The organism is Salinivibrio sp. VGrn1 (assembly GCF_009377995.1).
Classification (GTDB): domain Bacteria; phylum Pseudomonadota; class Gammaproteobacteria; order Enterobacterales; family Vibrionaceae; genus Salinivibrio; species Salinivibrio siamensis.
Genome location: NZ_SATA01000002.1, coordinates 109,975 through 134,144, shown reverse-complemented (window position 1 = coordinate 134,144; position 24,170 = coordinate 109,975). Strand labels below are relative to the sequence as shown.

Genomic DNA, 24,170 nt, shown 5'->3' with positions numbered 1-24,170 from the left:
GAGTTATCTCGCCCCTAATGGGCAACGACTAAGAGACCGTCATGCTATCATTTGAAGCTTTGCAAGTGCTTGATGCCATTGAGAGAAAAGGAAGTTTTGCCGCGGCAGCTGAATCATTGAATCGTGCGCCATCATCGCTGAGCTATCAGGTTCAGAAGTTGGAAGACGAGCTCGGTTTAGTCATCTTTGACCGTTCAGGGCATCGTGCAACCTTCACCGATGCCGGGTATTTATTAGTTGAACGTGGGCGCATGCTGTTGAACGCAGCAGATGAAATGGTGGCCGACGCCGCTTCTCTGGCGCATGGTTGGGAATTAGAAATTTGCTTAGCGTATGACGGGTTATTTAAAAGCCATTTCTTCTTTCCCTTGATTGAGCGCTTGGCGAAAAAAAGTAATACACGCCTTAAGCTGTCGGAACAAATATTGGCAGGATGTTGGGAAGCGCTGGCTCAAGACCGCACCGATGTGTTGGTGGCACCCATTCCCGACACAGTGCCGCAGGGCATCAAAGTTCAGCCTTTGGGCGATATGAGTGCCTACTGGGTGGCAGCGCCCGACCATCCTATTCACAAAGAAGCGCGTCCCGTAGAGCCTGATGTACGAGCCAAATATCGCGGGGTGGCGGTGGCGGATACCGCGCGAGGTATGCAACCTAAAACCTTCAATGTCTTAGAAGACCAACCACGGCTTACTGTCAGCTCAATGCACGATAAGTACGCAGCCATCTTAAACGGACAAGGGATCGGTACCTTACCTTGGTTCTGGATACAAGATGACCTTAATACGGGTCGTTTGAAACGTTTAAAAGGCGGAGAGCCATTCGAGTTAACGCTCGGGCTGGCGTGGAAACGCAACCGAATGGGCAATGCTAAGTCATGGTTAGTACGCCAGCTTCCCAAGCTACTTGAACCCTACTTACAAGCTGGGGATATGCCTATTGCTGACAAGTCGATGAAATAGGGGGACGTTCGCTCGTCTTTAGCCGCGATCAGTGAGTCCGATCGCACGGCGTACGAACACAGTCGAAGACCGCCGAGACGCTCTTAATCGTTAATCGGCGGGTTTGGGTGCAAAGACAGTTGCATATCGACAATGCCATCTTCCATTTGCACATCAATACTAAAACCACATTTTTGTGCCAATGCGATCATCCCACGGTTATTGGGCATGGTCATCCCGGTGATCCGCGACAACCCCGCTTGACGACCATAATCGATGATCGCTTGCATGAGCACGCGACCTAACCCCACTCCTTTTAGGTCGGAGCGCACGAGCACGGCAAACTCAGCGTCGGTGTTTTGTGGGTCAGCCAGCAAGCGTGCTACCCCCCAAATCTCTTCTTCGCCAGACGCAAGATGACAAGTAGCCACGAGTGCCATTTCACGGTCATAATCAATTTGGGTTAAATTAGCGAGCGCTTCATGGTTGAGCTCGCCGACGTCAGAAAAAAAACGACGATACAAATCTTCTTCGGACACTTTTTCTACGAAGGCTTTGTGCGTCGGCTCGTCTTCGGGGAGGATGGGGCGCAGTAGAATGGTCTGCCCGTTTTTGAGCTGGATAGACTGCTCAAGCTCTTTCGGGTAGGGGCGTATCGCTAACCGCTTTTGTTGACTACCTGCGTAATCGCGCAATCGTAGGGATGCATCCAAAATAGTCAGCTCATTGCCAGACACCAATAAAGGATGAATATCGAGTTCATCAATTTCGGGGCAATCAATGATCATCTGTGACAGGGTCACTAAAAAGCGACACAAACTGGCAATATCAATGGAGATCGGAAAACCACGTTGTTTGATTTTGCCGCTCTTTATCGCGCCAATGACCAGATAACGTGCCAATGCCATGTTTAATGGCGGGATCGCAACGGCGGCATCTTTGGTCACATCCCAATCCGAGCCTCCCTCACCCAGCAGAATAATGGTACCAAATACGGGATCGTTGCTGATGGTGACCCGCAATTCTTGCGCGCCAGCGCGGGAAGCCATGGATTGAACAAGTAAGCCTTGAATTCGAGCCTCTGGAAATGTGACCGCGACGCGATCAACAATTGCTTGGGCGGCATTTGCGACTTCGGCGCCGGTGCGTAGATTGAGCATCACGCCTTGTACATCGGATTTATGGCGAATATCTGGGGAGCGGAGTTTTACCGCCACAGGATAGCCGACTTGCTCGGCAATTTGTGCCGCCTCGACGGAATCGGTGGCGAGCCATGTCGATATCACTTGCATGCCATAGGCTTCGAGCAAGGGACGGACTTCATGGGTGGTTAAGGTCAAATGCTCGATATCTTCTGCTTGATCGATAAAGGCGCGAGCGGCGGGCAAGTCGTAGTCCATACTCCCGGTTGAGGTGGGCGTTTCCATTAATTGCTTTTGATTGCGTCTGTATTCTACAAGGTGCATGTAGGCGGTGACGGCGCTTTCGGGTGTGCGATAGGTCGGGAACCCGGCGTGGGTAAAAGCGAGACGCGCGACCGTGGCATCATCGCCTTCGCCTTGCCAGTTGGTCAGAATATTGAATCGACGCGCGCGCGGGTTTTCTTTGAGTGAATGGATTATGGCCTTAGCGGTCGCTAGTCCTGGTGCCGTGACAGAAGGAGAGTGCATGATGAGTACGGCATCGGCATCGTCACTGTTTAGTACGATATCAATCACCGCTTGATATCTTTGCATGTCGGCGTCACCAACAATGTCAATGGGGTTAGTTTGCGACCAACTTTTGGGAAGGACCTGGTGCAATGCGTCGAGCGTCTGCTCGCTGAGCGTGGCCAGTTTGCCACCGGCATCCATGAGCGTATCGACGGCCATCACCGCCGGCCCACCCCCATTGGTAATAATCGCAAGGCGTTCTCCGCGAAGTGGTACCGAGTGAGAAAGCGTTTCAACAGCGGCAAAAAGCTCGTGGGTATTGTTGACACGTAGCATCCCAGAGCGGCGAATAGCCGCATCATAAGCGGCATCTAAGCCAATGTTGGTATGACTGAGCTGCTCGAGTGCAACAGAGCCACCTCGTGTGCGGCCACTTTTAAGCACGAGAATTCGTCGATTACGGGCTGCGGCACGAGCAGCTGATATAAATCGGCGCGCGTCGCGTATAGAGTCGACATACAGCAAAATGGCGTCGGTTTTACTGTCGCGACAAAGAAAATCGAGTAACTCTGGGAAGTCGATATCGCTCGCTTCACCGAGCGAGATAAAGGTGGAAAAGCCGATGCGTTTGTTCCGCGCCCAATCTAAGATGGTGGTACAAACGGCGGCTGATTGAGACACAAAGGCAATATTGCCTTTATTGGCGGGTACTGGCGCAAACGACGCATTGAGATTGAGCCAAGGTAAGATCATGCCAAGGCTATTGGGACCGAGCACCCGCATGGTATATTTCGCCGCGATCTGTTGCATAGCGTCGTACTGACTTACCCCCTCAGCATTTAATTGCCCCCGCATTCCCGCTGCTAGCACAATCACGAGCTTTACCCCGCGCTCGCCAAGCTGCTCAATAAGAGGAGGCGTGATCTCGCCACGCGTACAGAGGATGGCCAAATCAGGCACCAAGGGGAGATCAGCCACTGTTTTGTAGGCCAAGATACCGGCGACCGCTTGGTATTTGGGTGTCACGGGCATGATAGGGCCTTGGAAGCCGCCGGATTGCAAATTGCGTGTAACAACGTAGCCTGCACGACCACTGTGATCAGAGGCGCCCACCACCGCGATGGACTTTGGCTTGAGGAGTTGATCGATACCGGCCATGATGCCCTCCGTTGGTTTGACGAGTGCTTGCTTGTGGTGCGCAATGGCGCAAGCGTGTTCACAAGCCAGTTTATCGGTTCGCGCTTGAATTCAACGGTTTTTTTTAACGCAATGTGATCTCGGCATGGCAGAAAGTGAACCGTGAGATAGACTAAAAAACGACGTTTAACATGACTATCTGTGAGCTGTAGCCGGAAACCTCGTGCAAGAGGATAACTTTTGGTTGAATGGCTACTGGGTCGGGGGCACAATGAAACAAACTTGGATAACTGACAGAATCACAATGAAAAAATCGGGCTTACTGGCTATCGCGATACTGCTAACTGGGTGCAGTAGCGGTGGCGTTACCACTGAAATCTACAGTCAGACAATTGAATCAACTGACAAGCGCGATACCGCGCAAACGGCAGACGCCGAGCCAATGATGAACACGGCCAAGCCTGAGCCGAAGCCGGCACCGAAAAAGCAAACGGTGAAATCAGCGACGCAAGGCGCTGGGTATACCATCCAAGTCGTTGCCCTTAGCCATGATAGAGGGTTCAGTGATTATGCCAAACGGCTTCCGAGCGACCAGCCATTGTGGAGCAACAAAAAAATGGTAGATGGTTTGCCTTGGTACACCTTGTTGTATGGTGAGTACCCAAGCCGTGATGCGGCCAAGCGTGCGATTAAAGCGCTGCCACAAACGATTCAGCAATATGGTCCTTTTGTACGCGATATTGGTAAAATAAAACGGTCTTCAACACCTGAGATGATCCGTATAAATTAATTCGCAAATTGGTGTGGTTGAAAAGAGCTGGCGAATGCCAGCTTTTTTGTTGCGTGGCGTTTATCCCTGTATTGTGGAGACGCATTGGCAGCACAGATTGAACAAACCTGCAGCAAATGGGCTCTAATCAACCAATAAAACGTCTCTGATAGATGAAAGCGAAACGGCATTTGTCTACTATGGCGTTAATGTCCGAATAGCGCGTTTCGACGCGTGATGAGAGAAGAAAATGACCAAACTCAACCTGCTTTTGTTATGCGGCGGCGGCGGGGCAGAACATGATATTTCCCTCGTGTCTGCTCAGTATATTGAATCACAATTGGCTAAATTACCGCGCATTAAGGTGCACAAAGTTGAAATGACCCAAGACGGGTGGCGCCTTGATGATGGCATGCGCTGTCACCTCGATACAGATGGCAACCTGTGCAGTAAAGTAGAACACACGCAAATTCACTATGTCGTGCCTTGCCTTCATGGCTTCCCGGGCGAAACAGGCGATATTCAGTCATTACTGACGATCACTGGCCTTCCTTATTTGGGGTGTGACGCGGAAGGCAGCCAGATCTGTTTTAATAAAATAACGTCAAAGCTATGGTTTGATGCACTGGGCATCCCCAATACTCCCTATGTGTTTATCACCGACCAAGGCGAGCAGAGTCAAGCACGTGCCTCCGCGTTTTTAGCCGACCATCAGGCGGTGTTTGTGAAAGCGGCGAGCCAAGGCTCCAGTGTGGGTTGTTACCACGTAACGGATGCAGCGCAGCTACAAGCGCGGATTGCCGATGCATTCACCTTCTCGGACCAAGTATTGATCGAAAAAGCCATCAAGCCGCGTGAATTAGAAGTGGCGGCGTTTCAAGTCGGCGATGAGATCATAGTGACGCGCCCTGGGGAAATCCGTTGCCCTGAAGGGAGCTTTTACACTTACGAAGAAAAGTATAGCGAGGGTAGCCACAGTAATACCTACATTGAGGCAGAAGATCTGACCGAAGACCAGGTCGAGGCAATTCGTTCATACGCACATCAAGCATTCAAGCAACTACGTTTAAAAGATATGTCGCGTATCGATTTCTTCTTAACGGAAGACAACGAAATCTTAGTTAATGAAATCAATACGTTTCCTGGCATGACACCTATTTCTATGTTCCCCAAACTGGTGGAGCACCATGGCTTGGCATTCCATGAATATTTGGCATCCTGTATTAGCACGGCCACGGGCCGGCGGGTTAATTGATTAATCGGTGAGCTTTTTGCGTCGGTAACGCGACTTGACTTGCTCACTAGCTACCGTGTTACCGACATATTGCGCTGGCATGGCTGGGCTTTTCCAACGTCCCATATACTGAATTTGTTTAATGGACATTCCCTGGTTCGCCAGCGACCGACTTGCTCCCACTCTGGGTGACTGGCCGGAAAAGGTCACGGACTCCTCCAACAGCGCACTGGCTCGGCGGAACACGCGATAGATAGAGGAAGGGTCGAGAGGCGCTTCTCCTAGGTGACCATGTTTGTTGATTCGACGCAGTAGGGGACCTTGGCTGATCCCTGTTTTTTCGAGCCAGTCCATGAGCAGCGTTGCGACTGAGTCAGACACCGGCACGCGTTGCTCTTTCACCAAAATGAATGCTTGGCCTTCAGCTGTGACAAGGTCCTCCACCGACAGGGCGGCTAATTCACTTCGCTTTAATAATCCTTCATAACAAAGCGACCAAACCAAGCGGTCTCGAATATCCTTTAGGCGCTTAGAGCTTGCAAGCTGCTGATTTAAGCTAGCTAAGTGATAGGATTGAAAAGGTGTGGCTTCGCGGCTTTCCGGTAATTTCTCTTGCAGAAGGCGCGCCATTGCGTACTTCACTTCTCGATGCTTGCTCGGGTCTTTAAATTGGTGAAGCTTGTGCACCAAACCGACGGTGATAACCATCCTACGAACGGCCGAAATCTTGCGCTGGTTCGCCGTTATTTCAGCAAAGCGGCGCAGTGTGGTGACGGCACAAGGAAGGGGCGTCACGTTTTGTTCTTGACAGAAAGCAACGAAAACGCGCCAGTCGTTGCGATAACTCAATAGCGAGTTTTTGCTGTAGGCGTTTTGTGTGATGGACGACCATTCTTCAATGCTTAATGCACCAGTGTTAAAGCGAGTTTGACTTGCTTCAATGTCACTTGGGTCTAATGGTAATAATTTCTTCATAATGCACTATAACTTTTTATTGCTAGCACTAATATATCAGACATCAGTGCAAATTGTTTGAAACATATCTCAATTTGCCTATTACTCGGTCTACCAGCGGCTTAGGCTTGATGAAATTGCTCGAACAACACGTGATAATAGTCTAAAAATGAAGAATGTTCGTAATCCATTGCATACATAGGTATCGGATTATTGTTCGCGAAAGGAGAGAGCCATGACTCGACGCCTTTTTCATCGTGGTTATACGATTGAAAAGACAGAAGGTGGTAATGAGACCACGGAGGTTTACCGGGCTAGAGTCGCAGGTAAATCGATCTCTGGCAGTTTGCAGAATGTAAAAAAGTCAATCGAGTGGTGGGCTGACACAAACACATTCGTGGAGCCCTCTGATTTTGACGATGAAGAGAATGACGTATCGTCAAAAAAGCAGGTGGAAGAATATAAAGGTTTTCGTATCATGAACGACGACCCAGAAAAAGATGAAAAGGGCTGGTACATGATTGTACGCGGTAACTTAATGAAAGGCTCGCTGCCCGCACTCAAACACTTTATTGACAAAAATGCAGAGCAACTCCGCGCTTAAGAGGGAAAGTCACTGAGTGGCTCTCCCTGTCATCGGCTGCTATGTGGATTCAGCTTTGATATAGTGTGCCCAAACGCTTCAACGATACAGAATTATGTCTGATAATAATCATTTAGTTTACTCGACAGAAACTGGCAGAATTAAAGCCGAGCCAGAAAAGCCAAGCCGCCCTAAAGGTGATGGCATCGTTCGTATTCAGCGACAAACCAAAGGGCGCAAAGGTAAAGGCGTCAGCCTGGTAACTGGGTTGGATCTTGATGATGGCGCGCTGAAACTGCTCGCCGCTGAACTTAAAAAAGTATGTGGCTGTGGTGGCGCAGTCAAAGATGGTGTTATTGAGATCCAAGGGGACAAACGCGATGCCCTCAAGGCGCATTTAGAAAAGAAAGGCCATACGGTGAAACTGGCAGGTGGCTAGGTGTTAAAAACAACATCCTAATAGCAGTAAAAAAGGCAGCCCACGCTGCCTTTTTGTATTCCGCCTGATTTAAACTTGGCCTTCAGCATCAATCAAGGCATCAAAGCGCTCATTACCATGCAATGATTCAAAGTCCGCTTCTTCACGGGCGGCTTCGCGCAGCGACGCACTTTCTGCAACCGCCAGCTCTAAGTCAGACACTGCCTGATCTTCAGCCCCCAATCGCGCATAGGCGCACGCACGCTGGAAGAGGGCGTTGGCATTACGTTCATCCACTTCCAGTACGCGGTTACTGATGCTCAGCGCCCAATGGTATTCGCCCATTTCCATTGCCGCATCCGCTTTATGGGTGAGCGCCTCGAGGTCACCTGGGCGAATTTTCAGGATTTCATTGTAAATTTCCATTCGCTGCTCAGGCGTCTGCGAGTGTTGAGCGCGTAGCCATAAGTTGTGGATCTCATTGATACGCTCAATCTCTTTGTTGTTTTCAGCAATAATGCGTGTTTTACGCTTCAAGTCCCGCTCCAAGGCTTGGAACTTGCGTTCATATTGCTCTGCAATCTCTGACAGTTGTTGATCGGCCAACTCTTTGGTATTGGTTTTTATATCGCGCAAAGACTGCCAACCCACCAATGCAATCAATGAGGCCGCACCGGCTATCAAATAAAAGAAGTAGGTCACCGTCACGTTGGCATAGTTCAATGACTTATCCGCTACGTCCAGCTCACGATCGGTAATTTCCGTCACCATTCGCTTTTCTAGCGCCTGGAAATCTGTTCTTAAGTTTCGGATTTCATCCAAAACGTATCTTTCCATCAACGGCTTATCGTAGATACTTTGCTCAGCATACGACGTCGGCTCTTTCGCCGCTTTGGTATGCTTGACATCGTTTTCATCTTCAGCAATAACACTGAAGCTTGCCAACGCCACGAGCAAACAAGCCCAAATGTGCGCTTTCATGGTTATCCTTATGTAACGAATCAGTTTAGAACTAGCGAGACTTTAGCAAACCTTCTGCAGACTAAAAAGGTTAACAGGTGGAATTCGCCGATAAGATGACTTTTCACAATCCGTAGCCCTACACGTGCCATGATTGATACGCTAAGCACAGCACATACTCGCCTTGACAATAACCATACTGACAATCATATTGGATGTATATAAGTCAAATATTGCTGACATGGTGAGCGAAATGAACCAATCCATTTTAGACGCAGTCATGAATGCAGAGGGTATCGTCGAACCAAGCAAAATGGCCGCGTTCTTCCATACCAATTTGAAAGAAATCGCGTCTTTGTCTGGATTACCTTATTCCACGTTAAGCCGCACAGAGCGATACTCAACGATCAAGGCACAGCAACAACTGCGTAACTGCACAGAAGTGATCAACCGAATCCTTCCGTGGACGGGAAATGAATTTCATGCCTACGCATGGTATCGGAGCGAAGGGCTACCAGAGTTTGGCGGATTAACCGCAGAGCAACTGGTTAAACACGATCGAATGGACGCGCTGAGAGCCTACCTTAACCATACGACCGAAGGCGGTTATGCGTAAAGAAAAGCTACAGGAATACCTATTTCGCTTTGAAGGTGCGGTATTTCGTGGCCATAACCCTCGCTGGTCATACGCGCCTAACATTGGGGAAGGAGCAAGACGCAATGGTGGACGCTTTAACCCCAAAGGCGTTGCCGCTCTGTACACCTCATTGTCTCAATCGGGTGCATGGGTAGAGGCTCAGCAGGGGTTTCGTTTTAAAGCTCAGCCTTTGACAATATGTCAATATGATGTCGACTGTGACAATGTACTCGACCTGACCGATGAGACAGTGCTGCTAAACTGTGGCATCAAGCCCTCGACGCTAAGCTGTGCTTGGTTAGATCAAGTGACCCAGAGCCAAACTCCCGATAGTTGGCACTTATCGAAACAGCTTATCAGTGCAAAGGTCAACGCCATTATTGTGCCCAGTTTTGCGCGTGGCGCCCCCCGAGGGATGAAAAACATCGTATTTTGGCGATGGAGTGATACGCCACCCAACATGGTTAAAGTGATTGATGACTTTGAACGGCTGCCGCCATCACCTTACTAGCGCCACCCGCCAAGGTAAGTGAAGCCCCAGTGTTTGCCAAAATAGCTTGGTATAACCCGTAAAGCCGTTCCGTCTGGCTCATCACCGCGCGCTTGAAGCATCTCAGATCAAGCGGAGCATTTGAACTGAGTGGGTTAAAGAAAGTGGTGATTAGCTATTTTATGGTAAATGTTGTTTATGGTGAATGATGGATAAGCATAAATACATGTCGCTAAGTAGGGCGACAGTTGTCGTAATGGCGCATCAGCAGCGCTCTCTATATGATAAACAACAAACCTCGTTTTACTTCAGCACTCCCAAATTATATTTAACATAACATACATAATGCGCACTAAGGATGTATTTGTTAACACGCAATCGTGTCGATTACGCCATTGCGTAAATCTTCTCGACCTGACTGATTTCTTTTCCGTTCCAAATCATTTCTGCATGGAAGCATTGTATGACGTCGCTAACGACTTGTGGCGTAGACATCGCCCAACAGCTCCCTTTTTCATTTCGTACTGAGTTGTAGCGGATCCCTGTTAATGTATCATCTTGCCGAACCTGACGACCAAGCGTCTGTGCCGCGGAGTAATCAATAAGGTCGTAGATTGGATCGGTCATTGGCTTATCGCGCACATCAATCACTTTATCGTCATCAAATGTGAAACGAAGCGCCCTAAACACCAAGCGATCATAGTGAAGCCCATTAACATGAGTCCAATACTTGCGCTGGTGATACATGACTTCCTTTAAAGCGGTTTGTTCGGTGTCGCCGATATACAGCATTCCAAAGCTGCCATCAGCGAAACGCGAACCATCACGATTAATGTGAGTAAAGGCAGCGACAGCATAGCTACGCCCACGCTCACAGTGGTACGGGATTTCTTCCGGCTTAATCAGGGATACATCGCCCACTTCATCGCGAATACGTGGATTCGTCAATGCTTGCAGTTGATACATCACCTCAAAGTCCTCAGGGTTGAGGACATCATCAAACAAGTCAATCGTCGGGTACTTAGACGGAATAAGCCTATATCCTACCGCTTGATTTTCTCGAGCATTCAGCATTTTATCCCCACTGACCGGAACGTAACGCGTCGACACGACAGAACACTTCGTAGAGGTCAGCAAACTTGCCGCTACTAATAATAGATAAAGGAGTCCGCCCTTCAAAGTAAGCGTTTTTGTTCTCCATAGACATGAACCCCTGAACGTTCTCTTGATTATCGAAGATGATTCGAAGACTACCGTGGATGTTTGCGATGTAGCTTAAACGCTCAAGCTGATCATCATCCATAGATATCGTGTCTGGGTTAGCCTTGTACTTTTGGAACGTAGACCTTGGTATGCGAAGAATTCGTTGCATGTCTGCTCCGGTACATCCCCATCCTTCCATTATGTTTACAGCAGCCTTGAAGCCGACCTGAGCCATTCTCTTCTTGTCTGCCGCTTTTAGTGCTTGTGCTGCTGTCATATCATTCACCATTTCATGTTTGCACACTCTCATTGTGGACCCAATGTTTAATTTTGTCCACAATGAGACCGATGACCTTACCCAGCTCGCGACATTCTTTCGTCTTGGATTGACCAAACCTCGCAACCGTATCAACGATCTAAAGCATTCTTCTGATGTCGCCCTTTTGTATGCCTTAGCGCATTCAACAGCGACGCGTTATCACACCTCATCTCGCTTGGATTGATTGGCATGTCGATGTCCGATAAAGTGCTGATAATACGTCGTCAATGCGAGTGAGCTTTATGATAAAAACAGCTTTGGTGGGTTTTGGCTTTTCTGCCAATACATTTCATGTTCCTTTTCTGAGCGCAATCTCTGAGTTTGCTATCTCAGCTGTCGTGTCCAGTAAACCCGATCAGGTTGCACAACGGTTACCTAAAGCGGCCTGCTTTGATGATCTCAGCACCTTATTAGCACAACAAACCCCGGATTTGGTGGTGATCACCACGCCCAACCATCTCCACTACCAACATGTTAAACAAGCATTAGAAGCCGGTTGTCATGTCTTAGTGGAAAAGCCTTTTGTCACCAATAGTCGTGATGGCCTTGAGCTGGCCGCGCTGGCTAAACAGAAAGGCTTAGTATTGTGCCCCTACCATAACCGCCGCTGGGATGGTGATTTTCTCACTCTGAAAGGCTTACATCTTGCAGGCGAGCTCGGTGACATCAAAGTCATGCACTCTAGCTTTAATCGCTACCGCCCAGAGGTGCGTCAACGGTGGCGTGAGCTACCAGGTGAAGGCGCCGGTATCTTGTATGATTTGGGCTCACATTTAATTGACCAAGCACTGCACTTATTAGGGGATCCGAATGCGGTTTCGGCCAGTTGCCGCGCACTCCGCCCAGGCAGTGAGACGACAGATTACTTTCAAGTCACCCTGCATTACCCAGACAAAGAGGTGGTTCTCTCCTCAAGCCCCTATCGATCTGGGACCACAGAGCGTTTTGTTGTTCATGGTGAAAAAGCGACCTTTAGTACGTTTGGTTTAGATATCCAAGAGGATCAACTACGCGCCGGTTTAATGGTCACCGTCTCCGGCTTCGGAGAACAAGCGTATCAGGGAATGCTTGAAATTGGTGACAGTGTCACACCTGATCCCTTGACCTTAGAAGATGGCCAATACCATCGACTATTCGACGGGTTAGCTCAGGCAATTACAAATGACCAACCCTCGCCTGTTTGCCCTATCTCCGCCAGCAAAGTTATCTATGCCATTGAGCTGGCACAAACAGCCTCTGATACGGGCAGTCGCCAACCCTGGCAGTTCCAAGCCTAACCCTCACCAATTGATGAATAAAGCTTAGCTACATTGACAGATGTGACTGAGCTTTTGTCGAACAACCACTAAAGTTATAGTGCATTATAATGCCAAAATGTAGCCCAGAACATGGCTGGGCTACAAAATTGGGCGCGTATTACGCGAGGATAAACTGATACACCATCATCAATAGGAGCAACCAAAACACTGAAACACGCCACTTGATAAGTGCCATTAAACCTAGCGCTACCGGCAATAAATCAAGGGGTTGCGTATAGGCAGACACCCATACAGGTTGGTAAAGCGCGGCAGCGAGTAACCCCACGACACTGGCATTAATGAGGCTGATCGCACCGGCTAAACGAGGCTGCGTTTTCACCGCCTCCCAGATAGGTAAAACACCAAACATCAGCAACGCGCCAGGCAAGAAAATCGCGATAGTGGCAATAATACTGCCCCAAAGCGGTGACAAGCCATCAATACTGGCACCAAGGTAGCTCGCCATCGTGAACATAGGGCCAGGCACAAGCTGTGCCGCCGCATACCCTTCAATCAACGCAGAATCTGTGACAACGTCACCAACTATGGGCTCAAGTAAAGGTAGCACGACATGGCCACCACCAAACACAAAGCTCCCTGCCTGATAGAAAAGATTAAACACTTGTACCCAAAGTGTCTGGTTAAACAACCAAGGCACCGTTAGCAATAATAAAAACAGGCCAATAATAATGGCACTACGACGCCACGCAATAGACACGGCAGTGTGGCTCTGCTGCGGTTTTGCAAACCCTATTGCGCCAACCATGCCGGCGACCAAAATGGGCAGAATTTGGTACAACACGCCTGAAGGCGTCAGTAACAACCACAATGCCGTTATAACTGCGACAGCGGCAGTCACCCACGAGCTGACAAACTTTTTACCCATCGACACCGTCGCATCAATGACGACCACCACCGCCAATAACTTCGCCGCACTGATGATCGTTGCCACCCAGTCTGCTGCCTGCGCGCCACTGTTTAGTACCGCCACTGCTGTCAATAAGGCAAAGGAAGGTAAGGTAAACGCCACAAATGCGCCGAACGCCCCCAGGTACCCTGCACGCTGATAGCCAATATACATGCCTAACTGGCTACTTCCCGGACCGGGTAAAAACTGACTGATTGCCAGACCCGAAGCAAATGTTTCTTCGCTTAACCATCGCTTATTTTTGACAAAAACCCGCTCAAAATAACCCACATGGGCGGCGGGCCCACCAAAGGACATACAGCCCAACAAAAAAAACTGTTTGATCAACTCAATCATTGCTCACCTCCTGCTAAGAGTGTATGCGAATAGAACAATGAACAAAAACAAGACATTTCGATTAAATGAATCGATTAAATTAATAGATAAACAAGGCGTAGCGCCGCATAATTGTGATGTGTAAGTTTACAACACAAACAAGAGTGAGCACTTACAACTATAAAAGTTAAGTGTCCACTCAGAGAAACAGTCATTATTTTTACATATAAAACAATATTTTGCATGTTGTAATGATTATCGTGATAATGAAGGTAAGGTGATCATCTGTCGCTTACAAAGGCAAAAAGTCGTGCTCTCATAGAAGTGTCGAAGTCACAACATATTCGCATTTAATAAAATAGATTCGAGGCAGCATAGATGACTACCCTAGACGAACATAATGCGTGACATTGTCACACACATTCCTGACCACCGACGTTATGTGGTAGTCTCACGCTATTGATGAAATGGATGTGCGTAGAATGCTCGATTACCTTCAACAAATCGTTGTGCTAGCCGCTGTTGCACAAGAGCAGCACTTTACTCGCGCAGCAGACAGGCTGGGAATTTCGAAGTCTCAGGTCAGTAAACAGGTTCGCTATTTAGAGGATCGCTTAGGTGTGCAGTTGGTGCAGCGCAACACCCGCTCTGTTTCCCTTACCGAAGTCGGTAGCAGATATGCGGAGTATGGCAGCCAGTTGATCGCTACCTTGGACGAAGCGGAAGCGATGGTGGCAGGCTATCGCAATGAAGTAACAGGAAAACTAAAAATTGGGGTCGCACAGTCGTTTGGCAATACATTAATGACGCGCCACTTCGCTAAATTCCGCCAAGCTTATCCCGCGCTTAATCTTAACATTAACCTTTTTGACCATCGCCCTAACCTCGTCGAGGAAGGCTATGATTGCTGGGTCGCGATCCATGAACATCCTCCTGAAGGCATGGTGGCGCGAAAGCTGGCTGATTGCCAATTTAAACTGGTCGCGGCACCCAGCTACCTAGAAGCGAGAGGCACACCACAACAACTGGGTGATTTGCGTCAGCACGATTGCATTACCTATCAAAGCCGTGAACGCCGCTATGATAAATGGCCGTTTGTCAAAGCGGGCATAGAGCAAGTGGTGCATGTTAGCGGACAGTACACAATAAATAACGCGCCCGCTGTGCTAGAGGCGGTAAAGGCGGGACTTGGCATTGCCTATTTAGCGACTTACCTTATCAACGAGGAAATAGAAAAAGGCGAGCTTATTGAGCTCATTCCTGAATGGAAGCCTTGTCTTGAGTTACCCATTTACATTGTTTACCCAAGACGCAAGCATCTCGCGCCCAAAGTGAGAGAGTTTGTCGACTTTATGCTGCAAGAAATTGGCGATCCCCCGACTTGGGATCGCCCTTAATTGTGACGCCGTCACTTATCGCTGCTCAGCAGTGAGACCGCTGGTTGGCGTATTGGAGGTTGGCACCGTCTTTGATTGGTTGAGTACCGGGTTTGCGTACATTTGGCGCAAGTAATCACGTGCCGCGTCGGGAGCCTGAGCAAGCTTTTGCTCATATAAGCGCTGCTCTGCTGGCGTGACACTGTCATGTTCTACCCCAGCGGCAATATAATTTGCGGGGTATAAACGGTATAACTGGTGGATTTGCGCATCAATTTTCGCAGCCATTGACTCGGGCGTGTCTTGTGACAACGTCACAGGTTCACCAAACGCCACGTGCACATGCCGTTTATCTCCGACAATCCCTTTCACAATGGTTTGAATGTCTTCAAACTCGCTTTTTTCGTAGGCGCCAAGGCGGTTGACCGCATCTAATTCAGTCGCTTTGTCCACATCACACGGATCATTTTGATAAGAGATAGCCACAGGCACCACATTCAGTGCCTCCATATAGGCATCAAACGCTTGCTTACGTTTTCGTCCTTCCATGAAGAACATTTTTAAGATCGCCGGATCCGTGACATCTTGACCGGTCTTTGCCCGCCCCTCACGCTGAGCAATCCAGATAGATTGCCCCTCATCCAGCGATAAGCGTAAATAGGCAGAAAGCTGTGATAGCGACTTCATCATTTCACGTGGTGCTTTGGCAGAGCGTTTGACGATAAAGCTTTTATTGAGCTTCATCAGCTCGGTCGCACACGGCTTACGCAATAAGTTATCACCAATGGCAATCCTCACGGTATCAAGCCCTTGCTGGTGCAAGCACCAGTTTACTAACGCGGGATCCATGGCAATATCTCGGTGATTCGAGACAAAGAGGTACGCTTTATTCGGATCCAACTTTTCTATGCCTGAAACCGTGACTTTGTCGCACGTTGTTTTAATCATCTTGCGCATGTAACTGGCAACATGCAGTTGAACATCCTGCACTGTTTTGATGTTGTTCCACTTTTTGGTTAGATACAATTTAAGTGCTGGCTTTAAAAGCCAACCAAGTGGGCCAGACGCATGTGGATAGCGATAAGACAAGATCGCATTAATGAACTCATCATCTTGGATGAGGCGCTGAATCGCACTGGGAACTTCGTCGTCGTGATAAGGACGAATCTCTTGATAGGGATCGTTAACTGTCTGCACTTTCTTCCATTATATCGAGTAAAAACCGCGCCATTCTACGCAGTCAACAAAGGATTCAAAGTGAACCCACCGAAATTTTACACAGGTTGGAGGTCAGACCTTCAAGCGGGTTAAGAGTTCCACTTGCCGTCCTTGACTTGACCTCGACAACAAAAGTGATCACCATTGCCGCCTTATTACATCGAGACACGGTTATGAAGAACACGAGCGAATACACTCTTTATCACACACCCTCATTGATATTCACCCCTCGAAAGCGCCGCTACACAGCGAACCTGCTTTATGTTGAGGACGGTTTGGTGCTTGTTCGCTTAGGAAAAAAAGATATCCCTGTCTATACCGGTCAGGGGTTCTGGCTACCTTTTGAGTGCCTTCACGCACTGACCATCACGCCCGATACCCGTTTACACCAATTGGCCGTGTCACCACGCACACAACACCCTCTCCCTGAGCGCGTGGGGCATGTTGTTTTGCCTCCATTACTGACCGCTGGCTTGATGGAACTTGGCACGCCGACAGCATCTGTATTAACGGCACAGCAATCGCATCACATTCAAGCCGTGCTGCTTGACCAAATCATGCATCTGGCTCCGACGCAACAACTCGATGCGCCCACGCAAGCGCTGGCAGATTGTGTGGCGTGCGCCCAAACAGGTCAGCCACCGGTGAGCGCAGCGCAACACTACCAATTACAAGCACTCACCCAGCTAACCATTGCACAACTGCAAGAGTATTTTACCGTTCGACAACTCAGAGCAGCGATAAAGTCCGGTAAAACACCGCAGCGCGCGGCTGAGTCGGCCGGACTCGCCACAGCCGACGCTGACACCCTGTATACCCGCTATGCCTGTGTGTTTGAACGCTAAACGCGCGTGTTCTTGAAAACGCAGCGATAGGCCGTTAGCGACAAAAGACCGTCTCGCTCAGCTGTGCTGCGATACTGGGTGTGGTGAGATCATCAATCGGTAAGCCTTGCGCCAGTCGTTCACGAATATGTGTACTACGCACCACCACCGTCTCAGGCATCCCTAAGACTGACCAGCGAGAGAGTATTTGCGCACTATGCGCAAATTGGCCAAATTTGAGCAAATTATCAGGGCCAACGACGAACGTGAGTGCTGCATCAGGGTAATCGCGCTGTAACGAGGAAAGCAGCATGTATGTCGTGACAGCGTCACCTTTTTGCCCTAACGACGCCTCTCGCTGACACACGTGTAGATTCGGTAAGCGCAAATCATTAATCAATGCCTGTACCCACCCGCATCGTGTCTCGTAAGGTGCCATCATTTTGCCCCATGCGTGTTTATAACTTGGCACTAGCAGCACCTTGTCAAAATGACACAATTGCGCCAAAACAGACGCGTGACCTTGAGTGGGTGGATTAAATGCACTGCCAAATACGGCTATTTGCTCTGTCATTATACGCTCTTCGCCAAGTCATTCTCGCGTTTAGGGATTACGCGAGATGATGCCATGAATCTGACCAAAAGCCCAATCTGTCGCCATCAACGTGAGGAGATTCACTCGCGCTATACCCAAGCCAACAGAGATCATGCACAATAACCCCATAGCGTCTTCATTTACATCGTATGCCAGAGTGATTGAGAGGAACATAAGATGGAACACCAGATCCGCGAAGCCATGTGCGTTCAACCGAATATCGATCCCGAGACAGAGATCCGTCGTCGCATCGCTTTTATCAAAACCATGTTGCAACGTTCAGGGACACGTAGCCTCGTGTTAGGTATCAGTGGTGGTGTCGATTCGTCGACATGTGGACGACTGGCACAGTTAGCCGTTGAAGAGCTTAACCAAGAAGCAAGCAACGACCACTATCAATTCATTGCGGTTAGGTTGCCCTATGGCGAACAAAAAGACGAAGACGAAGCGCAACTCGCACTGTCTTTTATTAAGCCGAGTAAAACCGTCACAGTAAACGTTAAGCCGGGTGTCGATGGTAACCACCAATCGGTTTTAGACGCGGTATCTGCCGTTGGCCTACTACCGGATAGTGATAGCCGTATTGATTTTGCTAAAGGCAACGTCAAAGCACGCGCAAGAATGGTGGCACAGTATGAAATAGCAGGATTAACCCAAGGGCTGGTCATTGGTACCGATCACTCAGCTGAGAACATCACGGGTTTTTATACCAAGTTCGGCGATGGTGCGTGTGATCTTGCGCCGCTCTTTGGTTTAAGCAAGCGCCAGGTTCGTCAACTCGCGGCCACATTGGGGGCGCCAGACATCTTGGTGCATAAAACGCCCACCGCTGATTTAGAGGACTTATCGCCGCAAAAAGCGGATGAAGATGCGCTACAGCTGACCTATGAGCAAATAGATGATTTTCTTGAGGGCAAGCCTGTCGATAACGCAGTTAAGGAGAAAATCATACAGGTTTACCAAGCCACGCAGCACAAACGTCAACCGATTCCGACAATTTATGACCTCGATATCTGATTGATAGTCTTGGGAATTGAAGAGAAAAGCGTGTCGAGCTTAGCCTGAGTCAAGAAATGGATGCGTGCAGTTGATGATCTGGGTGCCGGTCTGCTTGTTGGCCGGCATCAATCAAGCCATCAAGCTCACGCCAGAGGTGATCACATAACCCTGGCCGATACACCGCGACCCGGAAGCCTCCATGCTCGCGTTGATATTGTAAAAAACGCGGCGGACTGTGCTCACTACTGGCAATCACATTGGCTAAACGGTCACAGGTTTTTACCACTAATGCTAGCCACGCAGCTTCATCGCTCGGATCGAGCGCGATCAAACGCTGGTTCAATGCGCGCTTTCTCTCTTCCCGGCTTGGCCGTCGGGGATCCGTCACGAGCATGACCGCCCTGGCAACCGTTGGGCCGAAAAGTGCTGAGATCTCGTCAACACGTGTGGCGGTATCTTCCAAAATGTCATGCAATTGCGCCACAATGCGTGCTTGCTCACCAAAGGGCGCGGCAATGCGCTCAACATGATCAAGGTGACAACGATAAGGCTGGGCACCATAACGTTGCAGTGCGTGCCGCACCCTCGCCCACTCGCGCGCCTTTTCAAGCCGATTGCTCATCCGACACTCCTTTTACTGATCTCCTTTAAATAAATCAGGGATTGGCGGAATTGTAAATAAAAAGGCGATTTGTTTGCAGCTTGTCTCACTCTTCAGACGAAGATGCCTGCGCCGCTTGCGCTCTGATTTCATTAGCAACGTGCATAATGGCCTCGCCACTGCTCATCCCTTCTGCCATCAGTGCATGAATGCGCTCTGCCGCTTCTTGCTGTTGTTCATGGTTTAACGTGACGCCATCAAACATAGGGAGCTCTCTTGGTGGTAAATCGTGATCAAAAAAGGCAGGCCATTTTAGGGCCTGCCTCATCATTTGTCATCATCAATAAAGGACTAGAATGTAAATGCCAGCTGAGCCGATCCGCCATAACTGTCGCTATCAATAATACTGGCAGCAATATCGAAGTTGGCCACACCAAAGGGAGACAACCCTAAACCGAGCGTAAACGCATTGTCGACGTTATCTTCAAGATCCGCGCGATAACCGGTACGTAACTGCGCATGACCAAAGGCATCAAACTCTGCCCCAACCCGGAAAAACTGGGTGTCATCGTCCACATCCAGGGTACCTTTAAAGCCCTTTTTCTTGTTCAAATCCAAATCCGCCGCGAGGGTGACAAAGTCAGATACAAAGGCTGAACCCAGCGTGACTTGCGGCTCAAGTTCATAGGTGAAACTGTGACCGGTTCTCGCGCTAGTCACAGTATCAACATCTTGGCTAACAAGGTTTTTACCTGCAAGCCCCACCCGGTAAGGGCCGGACTGCCAGACGGCGCCAAGGTCAAGGTTAAACGTGTTTTCTTCTTCTCGGTAGCGGCTATCATCCCAATCATCCGTATCGTAATCGTCGACCGCGACACCGTAATTATAGGTGGTAATTCTCTGTAGTTTCGGCGTCACGCCCACCGCCACTCGCTGACCCGCGAGCTCGAGGTTAGTGGCCAACGCGACCCCTAACTCACCAATACCCGCGGCAATAATGGTCGCAGTTGAATTGGGGTTGGAAGTGACACCAAAATCACTGGTGTCGATATCAGGTAACACCGCGCCTTCAATCAACCCTGAGGTATAAAGGGTGGCCGAGACAGAGCCAGTAGGAATGCCGACTGCGGCACCGACGCCTGCATTGAGATACGCTTTATCGCCTTGCACCGCTCTCAATGATTGTTCAATTTGATTGGCATCATTGGTATCAAACGCATCCGCTACATCATCAAGCCCATCAACCAGCTCATCAGGGTCACGCACCTCAGCGCCAAGATAAGGCACGAGGACACCAAACGCGCTGTCAGGGTCAAGCGCCGCCAAAGCAGGATTATGAAAGCCAGCAGAGAGGTAGTCGCCCGATGCGACACCCACTCCGCCCATCGCATTGCCGCGCGCATCGGTGGGATTGGTTGCAGCCATCGCACTGGCAGAGCACGTGGCTAACGCTAGAACAAGTGCTTTCGTTTTAAAAGTCATTGAGCGGCCTCTATATTGTTTGTCTCGCTACTAAAAGCAAGAATAGAGGCAAAACCCAATGGGTGGAGAGCGTTCACTAAAACCTGTGAGCTTTATCAAACTACGACACATCTAAACGTCGTTTTACTGATTATCAGCCTCAGGCGCAATCGCCTCAAGTGAGCCGGGGTCCAAGTCCGGCAGATCAATCGCACGCCCGATGCGCTGTACTTCTTCTATCGATAACGCGCCTTGCCAGCGACGCTCAATCAAGGCAACACTGAACCAATACTGTCCATTGGGTACATCCAGCATGGGTAACTGAGTCGGGAGTCGTTTGTGCTTCTCTGCCGACCAAATCGGTGCGCCATCAGTTTGGTTTTGCGGATAAAGGTTAAGCGTCAAAAAAGGACGCTGGCAGGTTGAGTTAAAATCATCAAAAGGCGCAATGTGCCAACTGCGGGTGTCTTTCCAGCTCAGCGTTTGACGCGGCTGAGGTTGTGTCAGCAATAACCAGCTAGACCATGTCTCTCCCGCCACTGACTCAGCGGTTAACTGGTAAAGCCCTTCAGAAACCGGCTCTGATAGCCCATCTTTCACAAGGCGCCAGCGATGTTGTTGCTCTGTCGATAAATCGTCACTGATGACGGTTTCGTCCGGCCATTTTTTCAGTGTAAACGCCTCAACACCAGGCTGCGACTCTCCCGCCACTTGGACGCGGTAGTAAACGCGACTGGTAGTCTGCACCGTTTCTCGACGAATGGAGACATTATTCAGCCAATCCGGCAACGTCTGACGACTCAAACTACGGCCACAATCTTCAGTAATGGCGAGTGCCAATAACTGAGCCAGATGATCCTGACGCGACGCTGAAAGACTGGGCTGTTGCCACGCCTCAATCATCGATTCGACACTGGCCGCGGTTTTCCCCTCTAACAGGCGCTGATGGGCACTGGTTAATGCATCATTGCCATCAAACCATGCTGCATGCACACCACTTGCAGTCAAAATCGTCAGTAATGTTCCAGAAACGACCCACTTTTTCATCATGCTTTCATACGGTAGCCAACGCCACGCAAGGTTTCGATATTGACCGAAGGTAGCTTTTGCCGCAGCTGTAATATGTGCGTATCGACGGTGCGAGTTGTGGGATAATGGTTGTAGCCCCACACTTGATCCAATAGTTCATCACGCGTAAATACCCGTCCCGCATTCTTGGCCAAAAAGTGTAAAAGGTCGAACTCAGTTCGTGTCAAAGTCATCTCTTCTTCGCCACAAAATACCGCTCGGCTCGCGGTATCAATACGCACATCATTGATAATGAGGTCATCGCTCGAGACTTCCACCTCACCCACGGGATGGCGAAGATGCACACGCACGCGCGCAAGCAACTCGGCCTCCGCAAAGGGTTTGGTGATATAGTCTGTGGCGCCGGAGTCCAGGCCGCCTACACGATCGCGCACCGAGACCATGGCCGTCAGTAAAATCACAGGAATGGTTTTAAGCTTATTCCAATCCGCTAGCCACTCAATGGAGTCGCCTTCTGGCAATTGGCGATCGAGGATCACGAGATCGGCATCTCTCCATAATTCGGCCACTTTTGTCGCATTTTCTGCATATAAGCAGCGGTAGCCTGCTTGTTCCAAGCTTGCCAGTAAACCATCAGCCAGGTTGGCATCATCTTCAACCAGAAGTAACGTCGCTTGCGTCACAATGAATCTCCAAAGTAAATGTGGTGGGTGGGCCAGATAAAATTAACTTCCCCCCCATTCGCTCAATCATGGATTCTACAATCGTCAGCCCCAGTCCAAGTCCACTTTGGCTGACAAAAGGTTTACGTATATGTTTCCAGTCCTTGGCCGTGAGTTCCCCTTGATCGCGTATCGCGATCGTAAAACGATCCTCAGACACGTGAGCATGAACATCGACGGGTGCAACGCCATATTTGACCGCATTAGCAATCAAATTGTTCAACGATGTTGCTAACCAATAAACATTCGCTCGCACGGCACCATCTTGGCTTACGTGTAACGTAACTTGGTGCTCGTCGCAAATATAACCCAACCACTCTTCAACAGAAGGGATCGTCTCTTTACTGAGAGGTTTCTGGTTGGATTGTAAATAATCTTTACTTGCCTCTGCCAATTGTTTTAGGCGTCGCGAATCCTCGCAAAGCCGGCGGAACTCCTCATAAAACTCATCGGGTAAACTATCAAATTTGCGCCGAAAGCCCTCCACTGTCATGGAGAGGCTCGCAATCGGCGTGCGCAGTTCATGGGTGAGAATTTGCAACACCAGCATACGCTCTTGCATCAACCGGCGCTGCACCGTCCAACGGTTAAACGCCCAACCACCCAGTGCCACAAGGTTGATAACGATTAATGCTCCGACCAAGTAGGGCCAATAACTGGGCGCTTTTTCCTCATTCCAACAAATGTTGCCCACTCGCGCCAAACAGAAATCTTGCTCCCCACGAGGGGTGATCCTTAAATCAAACTCGGCCAGTAATGGCTGCCATTGCGAAGCTTGGTATAAATGGTAATAACTGCCAACGCGCACCCACATCTCATTCTGACTGATTAACGATTTAGCGCCGCTGTTTAAAGCATCAACGGCATTAGACTCCATCCGCTGCAATCGTCCCAACAAGCTGTCTGGTTCTGCTTGAGGCCGCTCTTGAATATGAAAAAAACGCATTAGTTCGCTGCGCCGCTCAGGAAATTGCTCTGCATATTTTGCCGCGTAACTTCCCCCACCGGGATGAATAAAGCCAGACCGAGAGAACCATGCCACCGGAAGCTGGGTGTTATTACACATCGCTCGCGTGAACACCAACGGCTCTGTCACCTTCGGATTGACGGGCCACGGGCCTTGGCATTTTTGTGCAGCTTGATAAAGGCGGCGAATATCTTTTAAAGGATAATTAGCGCTCTGCGGCAACAAGCTATCGGGGCTAAGCAGCACACGAGGGAACGCACGGTTAATACCAATCAGGTTATAGCGAGCAACGGGATCGGCAAGCAATAACTGCGCACGAAAGGCAGTCATCTGTTCCGAGAACGTGCTCGCGGCCAAGGTTGGCCAGCCAGTCAATGTGAGAATGAGTAGCAGCAGAATTCGCATGATCGCAAGCTTACCATCAATTTTTATCAAAATGTCAGTGCCGTGTAAGTTCCAAGGCCGCGCCCGGCACTCTCCGTCACGCCATAAGACGTGGCGAAAAAAAAGAGCCAGTTGAAACTGGCTCTTTTCGGCAAC

At 49.5% G+C, this 24,170-nt stretch carries 25 protein-coding genes; 11 read left to right on the top strand and 14 right to left on the bottom strand.

Annotated elements, in window-relative coordinates:
* Positions 1–41 precede the first annotated feature (41 nt).
* Entirely contained in the window at positions 42–962 is a 921-nt protein-coding gene (locus tag EHW56_RS03640; protein ID WP_046075835.1) for a LysR family transcriptional regulator, read from the top strand.
* Positions 963–1,045: 83 nt separating this feature from the next.
* Here the strand turns inward: EHW56_RS03640 and EHW56_RS03635 are convergent, their stop codons facing one another.
* On the bottom strand, positions 1,046–3,751 hold the full coding sequence (locus EHW56_RS03635) for a bifunctional acetate--CoA ligase family protein/GNAT family N-acetyltransferase (RefSeq protein ID WP_077666674.1): 2,706 nt from the start codon (positions 3,749–3,751) through the stop codon (positions 1,046–1,048).
* A 283-nt stretch (positions 3,752–4,034) separates the two neighbouring features.
* Here EHW56_RS03635 and EHW56_RS03630 point away from each other — a divergent pair, with 283 nt between their 5' ends.
* Positions 4,035–4,520: an SPOR domain-containing protein gene (locus EHW56_RS03630; protein WP_172969898.1), complete on the top strand. Its 486-nt coding sequence runs from the start codon at positions 4,035–4,037 to the stop codon at positions 4,518–4,520.
* A gap of 229 nt (positions 4,521–4,749) precedes the next feature.
* Positions 4,750–5,754 (top strand): D-alanine--D-alanine ligase, encoded by a 1,005-nt coding sequence (locus EHW56_RS03625; RefSeq protein WP_077606604.1) that lies wholly within the window; start codon positions 4,750–4,752, stop codon positions 5,752–5,754.
* Here EHW56_RS03625 and EHW56_RS03620 read toward each other — a convergent pair whose 3' ends face one another.
* Complete coding sequence (locus EHW56_RS03620; RefSeq protein WP_152798618.1) at positions 5,755–6,708, bottom strand: tyrosine-type recombinase/integrase; 954 nt, start codon at positions 6,706–6,708, stop codon at positions 5,755–5,757.
* A gap of 214 nt (positions 6,709–6,922) precedes the next feature.
* On the opposite strand from EHW56_RS03620, the gene EHW56_RS03615 reads away from it, so the two are divergent.
* Positions 6,923–7,291, top strand: a complete 369-nt coding sequence (locus tag EHW56_RS03615) for a DUF3319 domain-containing protein (protein WP_152798616.1) — start codon at positions 6,923–6,925, stop codon at positions 7,289–7,291.
* Between the two features lie 94 nt (positions 7,292–7,385).
* Positions 7,386–7,709: a stress response translation initiation inhibitor YciH gene (gene yciH / locus EHW56_RS03610; protein ID WP_152794030.1), complete on the top strand. Its 324-nt coding sequence runs from the start codon at positions 7,386–7,388 to the stop codon at positions 7,707–7,709.
* A 69-nt stretch (positions 7,710–7,778) separates the two neighbouring features.
* Here yciH and EHW56_RS03605 read toward each other — a convergent pair whose 3' ends face one another.
* Positions 7,779–8,669 carry an alkyl sulfatase dimerization domain-containing protein gene (locus EHW56_RS03605; RefSeq protein WP_077579138.1) on the bottom strand — a complete coding sequence of 297 codons (891 nt, stop codon included), beginning with the start codon at positions 8,667–8,669 and terminating at the stop codon, positions 7,779–7,781.
* A gap of 232 nt (positions 8,670–8,901) precedes the next feature.
* Between EHW56_RS03605 and EHW56_RS03600 the strand changes: the two genes are divergently transcribed.
* On the top strand, positions 8,902–9,264 hold the full coding sequence (locus EHW56_RS03600) for an XRE family transcriptional regulator (RefSeq protein WP_152794028.1): 363 nt from the start codon (positions 8,902–8,904) through the stop codon (positions 9,262–9,264).
* Entirely contained in the window at positions 9,257–9,796 is a 540-nt protein-coding gene (locus EHW56_RS03595; RefSeq protein ID WP_152794026.1) for an RES family NAD+ phosphorylase, read from the top strand. The genes EHW56_RS03600 and EHW56_RS03595 overlap by 8 nt, the downstream gene beginning before the upstream one ends.
* A 366-nt stretch (positions 9,797–10,162) precedes the next feature.
* Here EHW56_RS03595 and EHW56_RS03590 read toward each other — a convergent pair whose 3' ends face one another.
* Both EHW56_RS03590 and EHW56_RS03585 read right to left on the bottom strand, forming a co-directional pair.
* Positions 10,163–10,885, bottom strand: coding sequence for an RES family NAD+ phosphorylase (locus tag EHW56_RS03590; RefSeq protein ID WP_370517123.1), 723 nt, complete (start codon positions 10,883–10,885; stop codon positions 10,163–10,165).
* Positions 10,851–11,255 carry an antitoxin Xre-like helix-turn-helix domain-containing protein gene (locus EHW56_RS03585; protein ID WP_046076072.1) on the bottom strand — a complete coding sequence of 135 codons (405 nt, stop codon included), beginning with the start codon at positions 11,253–11,255 and terminating at the stop codon, positions 10,851–10,853. The genes EHW56_RS03590 and EHW56_RS03585 overlap by 35 nt, the downstream gene beginning before the upstream one ends.
* Positions 11,256–11,539: 284 nt before the next feature.
* Between EHW56_RS03585 and EHW56_RS03580 the strand changes: the two genes are divergently transcribed.
* Positions 11,540–12,574, top strand: a complete 1,035-nt coding sequence (locus EHW56_RS03580; protein ID WP_077667972.1) for a Gfo/Idh/MocA family oxidoreductase — start codon at positions 11,540–11,542, stop codon at positions 12,572–12,574.
* A gap of 139 nt (positions 12,575–12,713) precedes the next feature.
* On the opposite strand, the gene chrA is transcribed toward EHW56_RS03580, so the two are convergent.
* Positions 12,714–13,859, bottom strand: a complete 1,146-nt coding sequence (chrA, locus tag EHW56_RS03575) for a chromate efflux transporter (RefSeq protein ID WP_152798614.1) — start codon at positions 13,857–13,859, stop codon at positions 12,714–12,716.
* A 461-nt stretch (positions 13,860–14,320) separates the two neighbouring features.
* Here chrA and EHW56_RS03570 point away from each other — a divergent pair, with 461 nt between their 5' ends.
* Positions 14,321–15,235: a LysR family transcriptional regulator gene (locus tag EHW56_RS03570; protein WP_152794022.1), complete on the top strand. Its 915-nt coding sequence runs from the start codon at positions 14,321–14,323 to the stop codon at positions 15,233–15,235.
* Positions 15,236–15,250: 15 nt separating this feature from the next.
* Here EHW56_RS03570 and EHW56_RS03565 read toward each other — a convergent pair whose 3' ends face one another.
* On the bottom strand, positions 15,251–16,411 hold the full coding sequence (locus tag EHW56_RS03565; RefSeq protein ID WP_046075864.1) for a 1-acyl-sn-glycerol-3-phosphate acyltransferase: 1,161 nt from the start codon (positions 16,409–16,411) through the stop codon (positions 15,251–15,253).
* Between the two features lie 194 nt (positions 16,412–16,605).
* Here EHW56_RS03565 and EHW56_RS03560 point away from each other — a divergent pair, with 194 nt between their 5' ends.
* Complete coding sequence (locus EHW56_RS03560) at positions 16,606–17,277, top strand: hypothetical protein (RefSeq protein ID WP_152798612.1); 672 nt, start codon at positions 16,606–16,608, stop codon at positions 17,275–17,277.
* Positions 17,278–17,311: 34 nt separating this feature from the next.
* Here the strand turns inward: EHW56_RS03560 and EHW56_RS03555 are convergent, their stop codons facing one another.
* Positions 17,312–17,830 (bottom strand): nicotinate-nicotinamide nucleotide adenylyltransferase, encoded by a 519-nt coding sequence (locus EHW56_RS03555; RefSeq protein WP_152798610.1) that lies wholly within the window; start codon positions 17,828–17,830, stop codon positions 17,312–17,314.
* 198 nt (positions 17,831–18,028) lie between these two features.
* Here EHW56_RS03555 and nadE point away from each other — a divergent pair, with 198 nt between their 5' ends.
* A complete protein-coding gene (gene nadE / locus EHW56_RS03550) occupies positions 18,029–18,868 on the top strand; it encodes an ammonia-dependent NAD(+) synthetase (protein ID WP_077579154.1) in 840 nt (279 codons plus the stop codon).
* 49 nt (positions 18,869–18,917) lie between these two features.
* Here nadE and EHW56_RS03545 read toward each other — a convergent pair whose 3' ends face one another.
* The 6 genes from EHW56_RS03545 to EHW56_RS03520 all read right to left on the bottom strand — a co-directional run bounded on the left by EHW56_RS03545 (position 18,918) and on the right by EHW56_RS03520 (position 24,035).
* The gene (locus EHW56_RS03545) at positions 18,918–19,472 is read right to left on the bottom strand and encodes an HD domain-containing protein (protein ID WP_046075867.1); all 555 of its coding nucleotides are present in this window, start codon (positions 19,470–19,472) and stop codon (positions 18,918–18,920) included.
* An 85-nt stretch (positions 19,473–19,557) separates the two neighbouring features.
* Positions 19,558–19,716, bottom strand: coding sequence for a YoaH family protein (locus tag EHW56_RS03540; RefSeq protein ID WP_077579155.1), 159 nt, complete (start codon positions 19,714–19,716; stop codon positions 19,558–19,560).
* A gap of 86 nt (positions 19,717–19,802) precedes the next feature.
* Positions 19,803–20,933, bottom strand: a complete 1,131-nt coding sequence (gene traF / locus EHW56_RS03535; protein WP_046075868.1) for a conjugal transfer protein TraF — start codon at positions 20,931–20,933, stop codon at positions 19,803–19,805.
* 123 nt (positions 20,934–21,056) lie between these two features.
* Positions 21,057–21,959, bottom strand: a complete 903-nt coding sequence (locus tag EHW56_RS03530; RefSeq protein ID WP_046075869.1) for a DUF2861 family protein — start codon at positions 21,957–21,959, stop codon at positions 21,057–21,059.
* Positions 21,959–22,624, bottom strand: coding sequence for a response regulator transcription factor (locus tag EHW56_RS03525; RefSeq protein WP_046075870.1), 666 nt, complete (start codon positions 22,622–22,624; stop codon positions 21,959–21,961). Before EHW56_RS03525 ends, EHW56_RS03530 begins: the two co-directional genes overlap by 1 nt.
* A complete protein-coding gene (locus tag EHW56_RS03520; protein WP_077667088.1) occupies positions 22,596–24,035 on the bottom strand; it encodes a DUF3404 domain-containing protein in 1,440 nt (479 codons plus the stop codon). Before EHW56_RS03520 ends, EHW56_RS03525 begins: the two co-directional genes overlap by 29 nt.
* Positions 24,036–24,170 lie beyond the last annotated feature (135 nt).

Coding starts and splice junctions, on each gene's coding strand:
- EHW56_RS03640 (WP_046075835.1), top strand. CDS start 42: ATGCTATCATTTGAAGCTTTGCAAGTGCTTGATGCCATTGAGAGAAAA.
- EHW56_RS03635 (WP_077666674.1), bottom strand. CDS start 3,751: ATGGCCGGTATCGATCAACTCCTCAAGCCAAAGTCCATCGCGGTGGTG.
- EHW56_RS03630 (WP_172969898.1), top strand. CDS start 4,035: ATGAAAAAATCGGGCTTACTGGCTATCGCGATACTGCTAACTGGGTGC.
- EHW56_RS03625 (WP_077606604.1), top strand. CDS start 4,750: ATGACCAAACTCAACCTGCTTTTGTTATGCGGCGGCGGCGGGGCAGAA.
- EHW56_RS03620 (WP_152798618.1), bottom strand. CDS start 6,708: ATGAAGAAATTATTACCATTAGACCCAAGTGACATTGAAGCAAGTCAA.
- EHW56_RS03615 (WP_152798616.1), top strand. CDS start 6,923: ATGACTCGACGCCTTTTTCATCGTGGTTATACGATTGAAAAGACAGAA.
- yciH (WP_152794030.1), top strand. CDS start 7,386: ATGTCTGATAATAATCATTTAGTTTACTCGACAGAAACTGGCAGAATT.
- EHW56_RS03605 (WP_077579138.1), bottom strand. CDS start 8,669: ATGAAAGCGCACATTTGGGCTTGTTTGCTCGTGGCGTTGGCAAGCTTC.
- EHW56_RS03600 (WP_152794028.1), top strand. CDS start 8,902: ATGAACCAATCCATTTTAGACGCAGTCATGAATGCAGAGGGTATCGTC.
- EHW56_RS03595 (WP_152794026.1), top strand. CDS start 9,257: ATGCGTAAAGAAAAGCTACAGGAATACCTATTTCGCTTTGAAGGTGCG.
- EHW56_RS03585 (WP_046076072.1), bottom strand. CDS start 11,255: ATGACAGCAGCACAAGCACTAAAAGCGGCAGACAAGAAGAGAATGGCT.
- EHW56_RS03580 (WP_077667972.1), top strand. CDS start 11,540: ATGATAAAAACAGCTTTGGTGGGTTTTGGCTTTTCTGCCAATACATTT.
- chrA (WP_152798614.1), bottom strand. CDS start 13,859: ATGATTGAGTTGATCAAACAGTTTTTTTTGTTGGGCTGTATGTCCTTT.
- EHW56_RS03570 (WP_152794022.1), top strand. CDS start 14,321: ATGCTCGATTACCTTCAACAAATCGTTGTGCTAGCCGCTGTTGCACAA.
- EHW56_RS03560 (WP_152798612.1), top strand. CDS start 16,606: ATGAAGAACACGAGCGAATACACTCTTTATCACACACCCTCATTGATA.
- EHW56_RS03555 (WP_152798610.1), bottom strand. CDS start 17,830: ATGACAGAGCAAATAGCCGTATTTGGCAGTGCATTTAATCCACCCACT.
- nadE (WP_077579154.1), top strand. CDS start 18,029: ATGGAACACCAGATCCGCGAAGCCATGTGCGTTCAACCGAATATCGAT.
- EHW56_RS03545 (WP_046075867.1), bottom strand. CDS start 19,472: ATGAGCAATCGGCTTGAAAAGGCGCGCGAGTGGGCGAGGGTGCGGCAC.
- EHW56_RS03540 (WP_077579155.1), bottom strand. CDS start 19,716: ATGTTTGATGGCGTCACGTTAAACCATGAACAACAGCAAGAAGCGGCA.
- traF (WP_046075868.1), bottom strand. CDS start 20,933: ATGACTTTTAAAACGAAAGCACTTGTTCTAGCGTTAGCCACGTGCTCT.
- EHW56_RS03530 (WP_046075869.1), bottom strand. CDS start 21,959: ATGAAAAAGTGGGTCGTTTCTGGAACATTACTGACGATTTTGACTGCA.
- EHW56_RS03520 (WP_077667088.1), bottom strand. CDS start 24,035: ATGCGAATTCTGCTGCTACTCATTCTCACATTGACTGGCTGGCCAACC.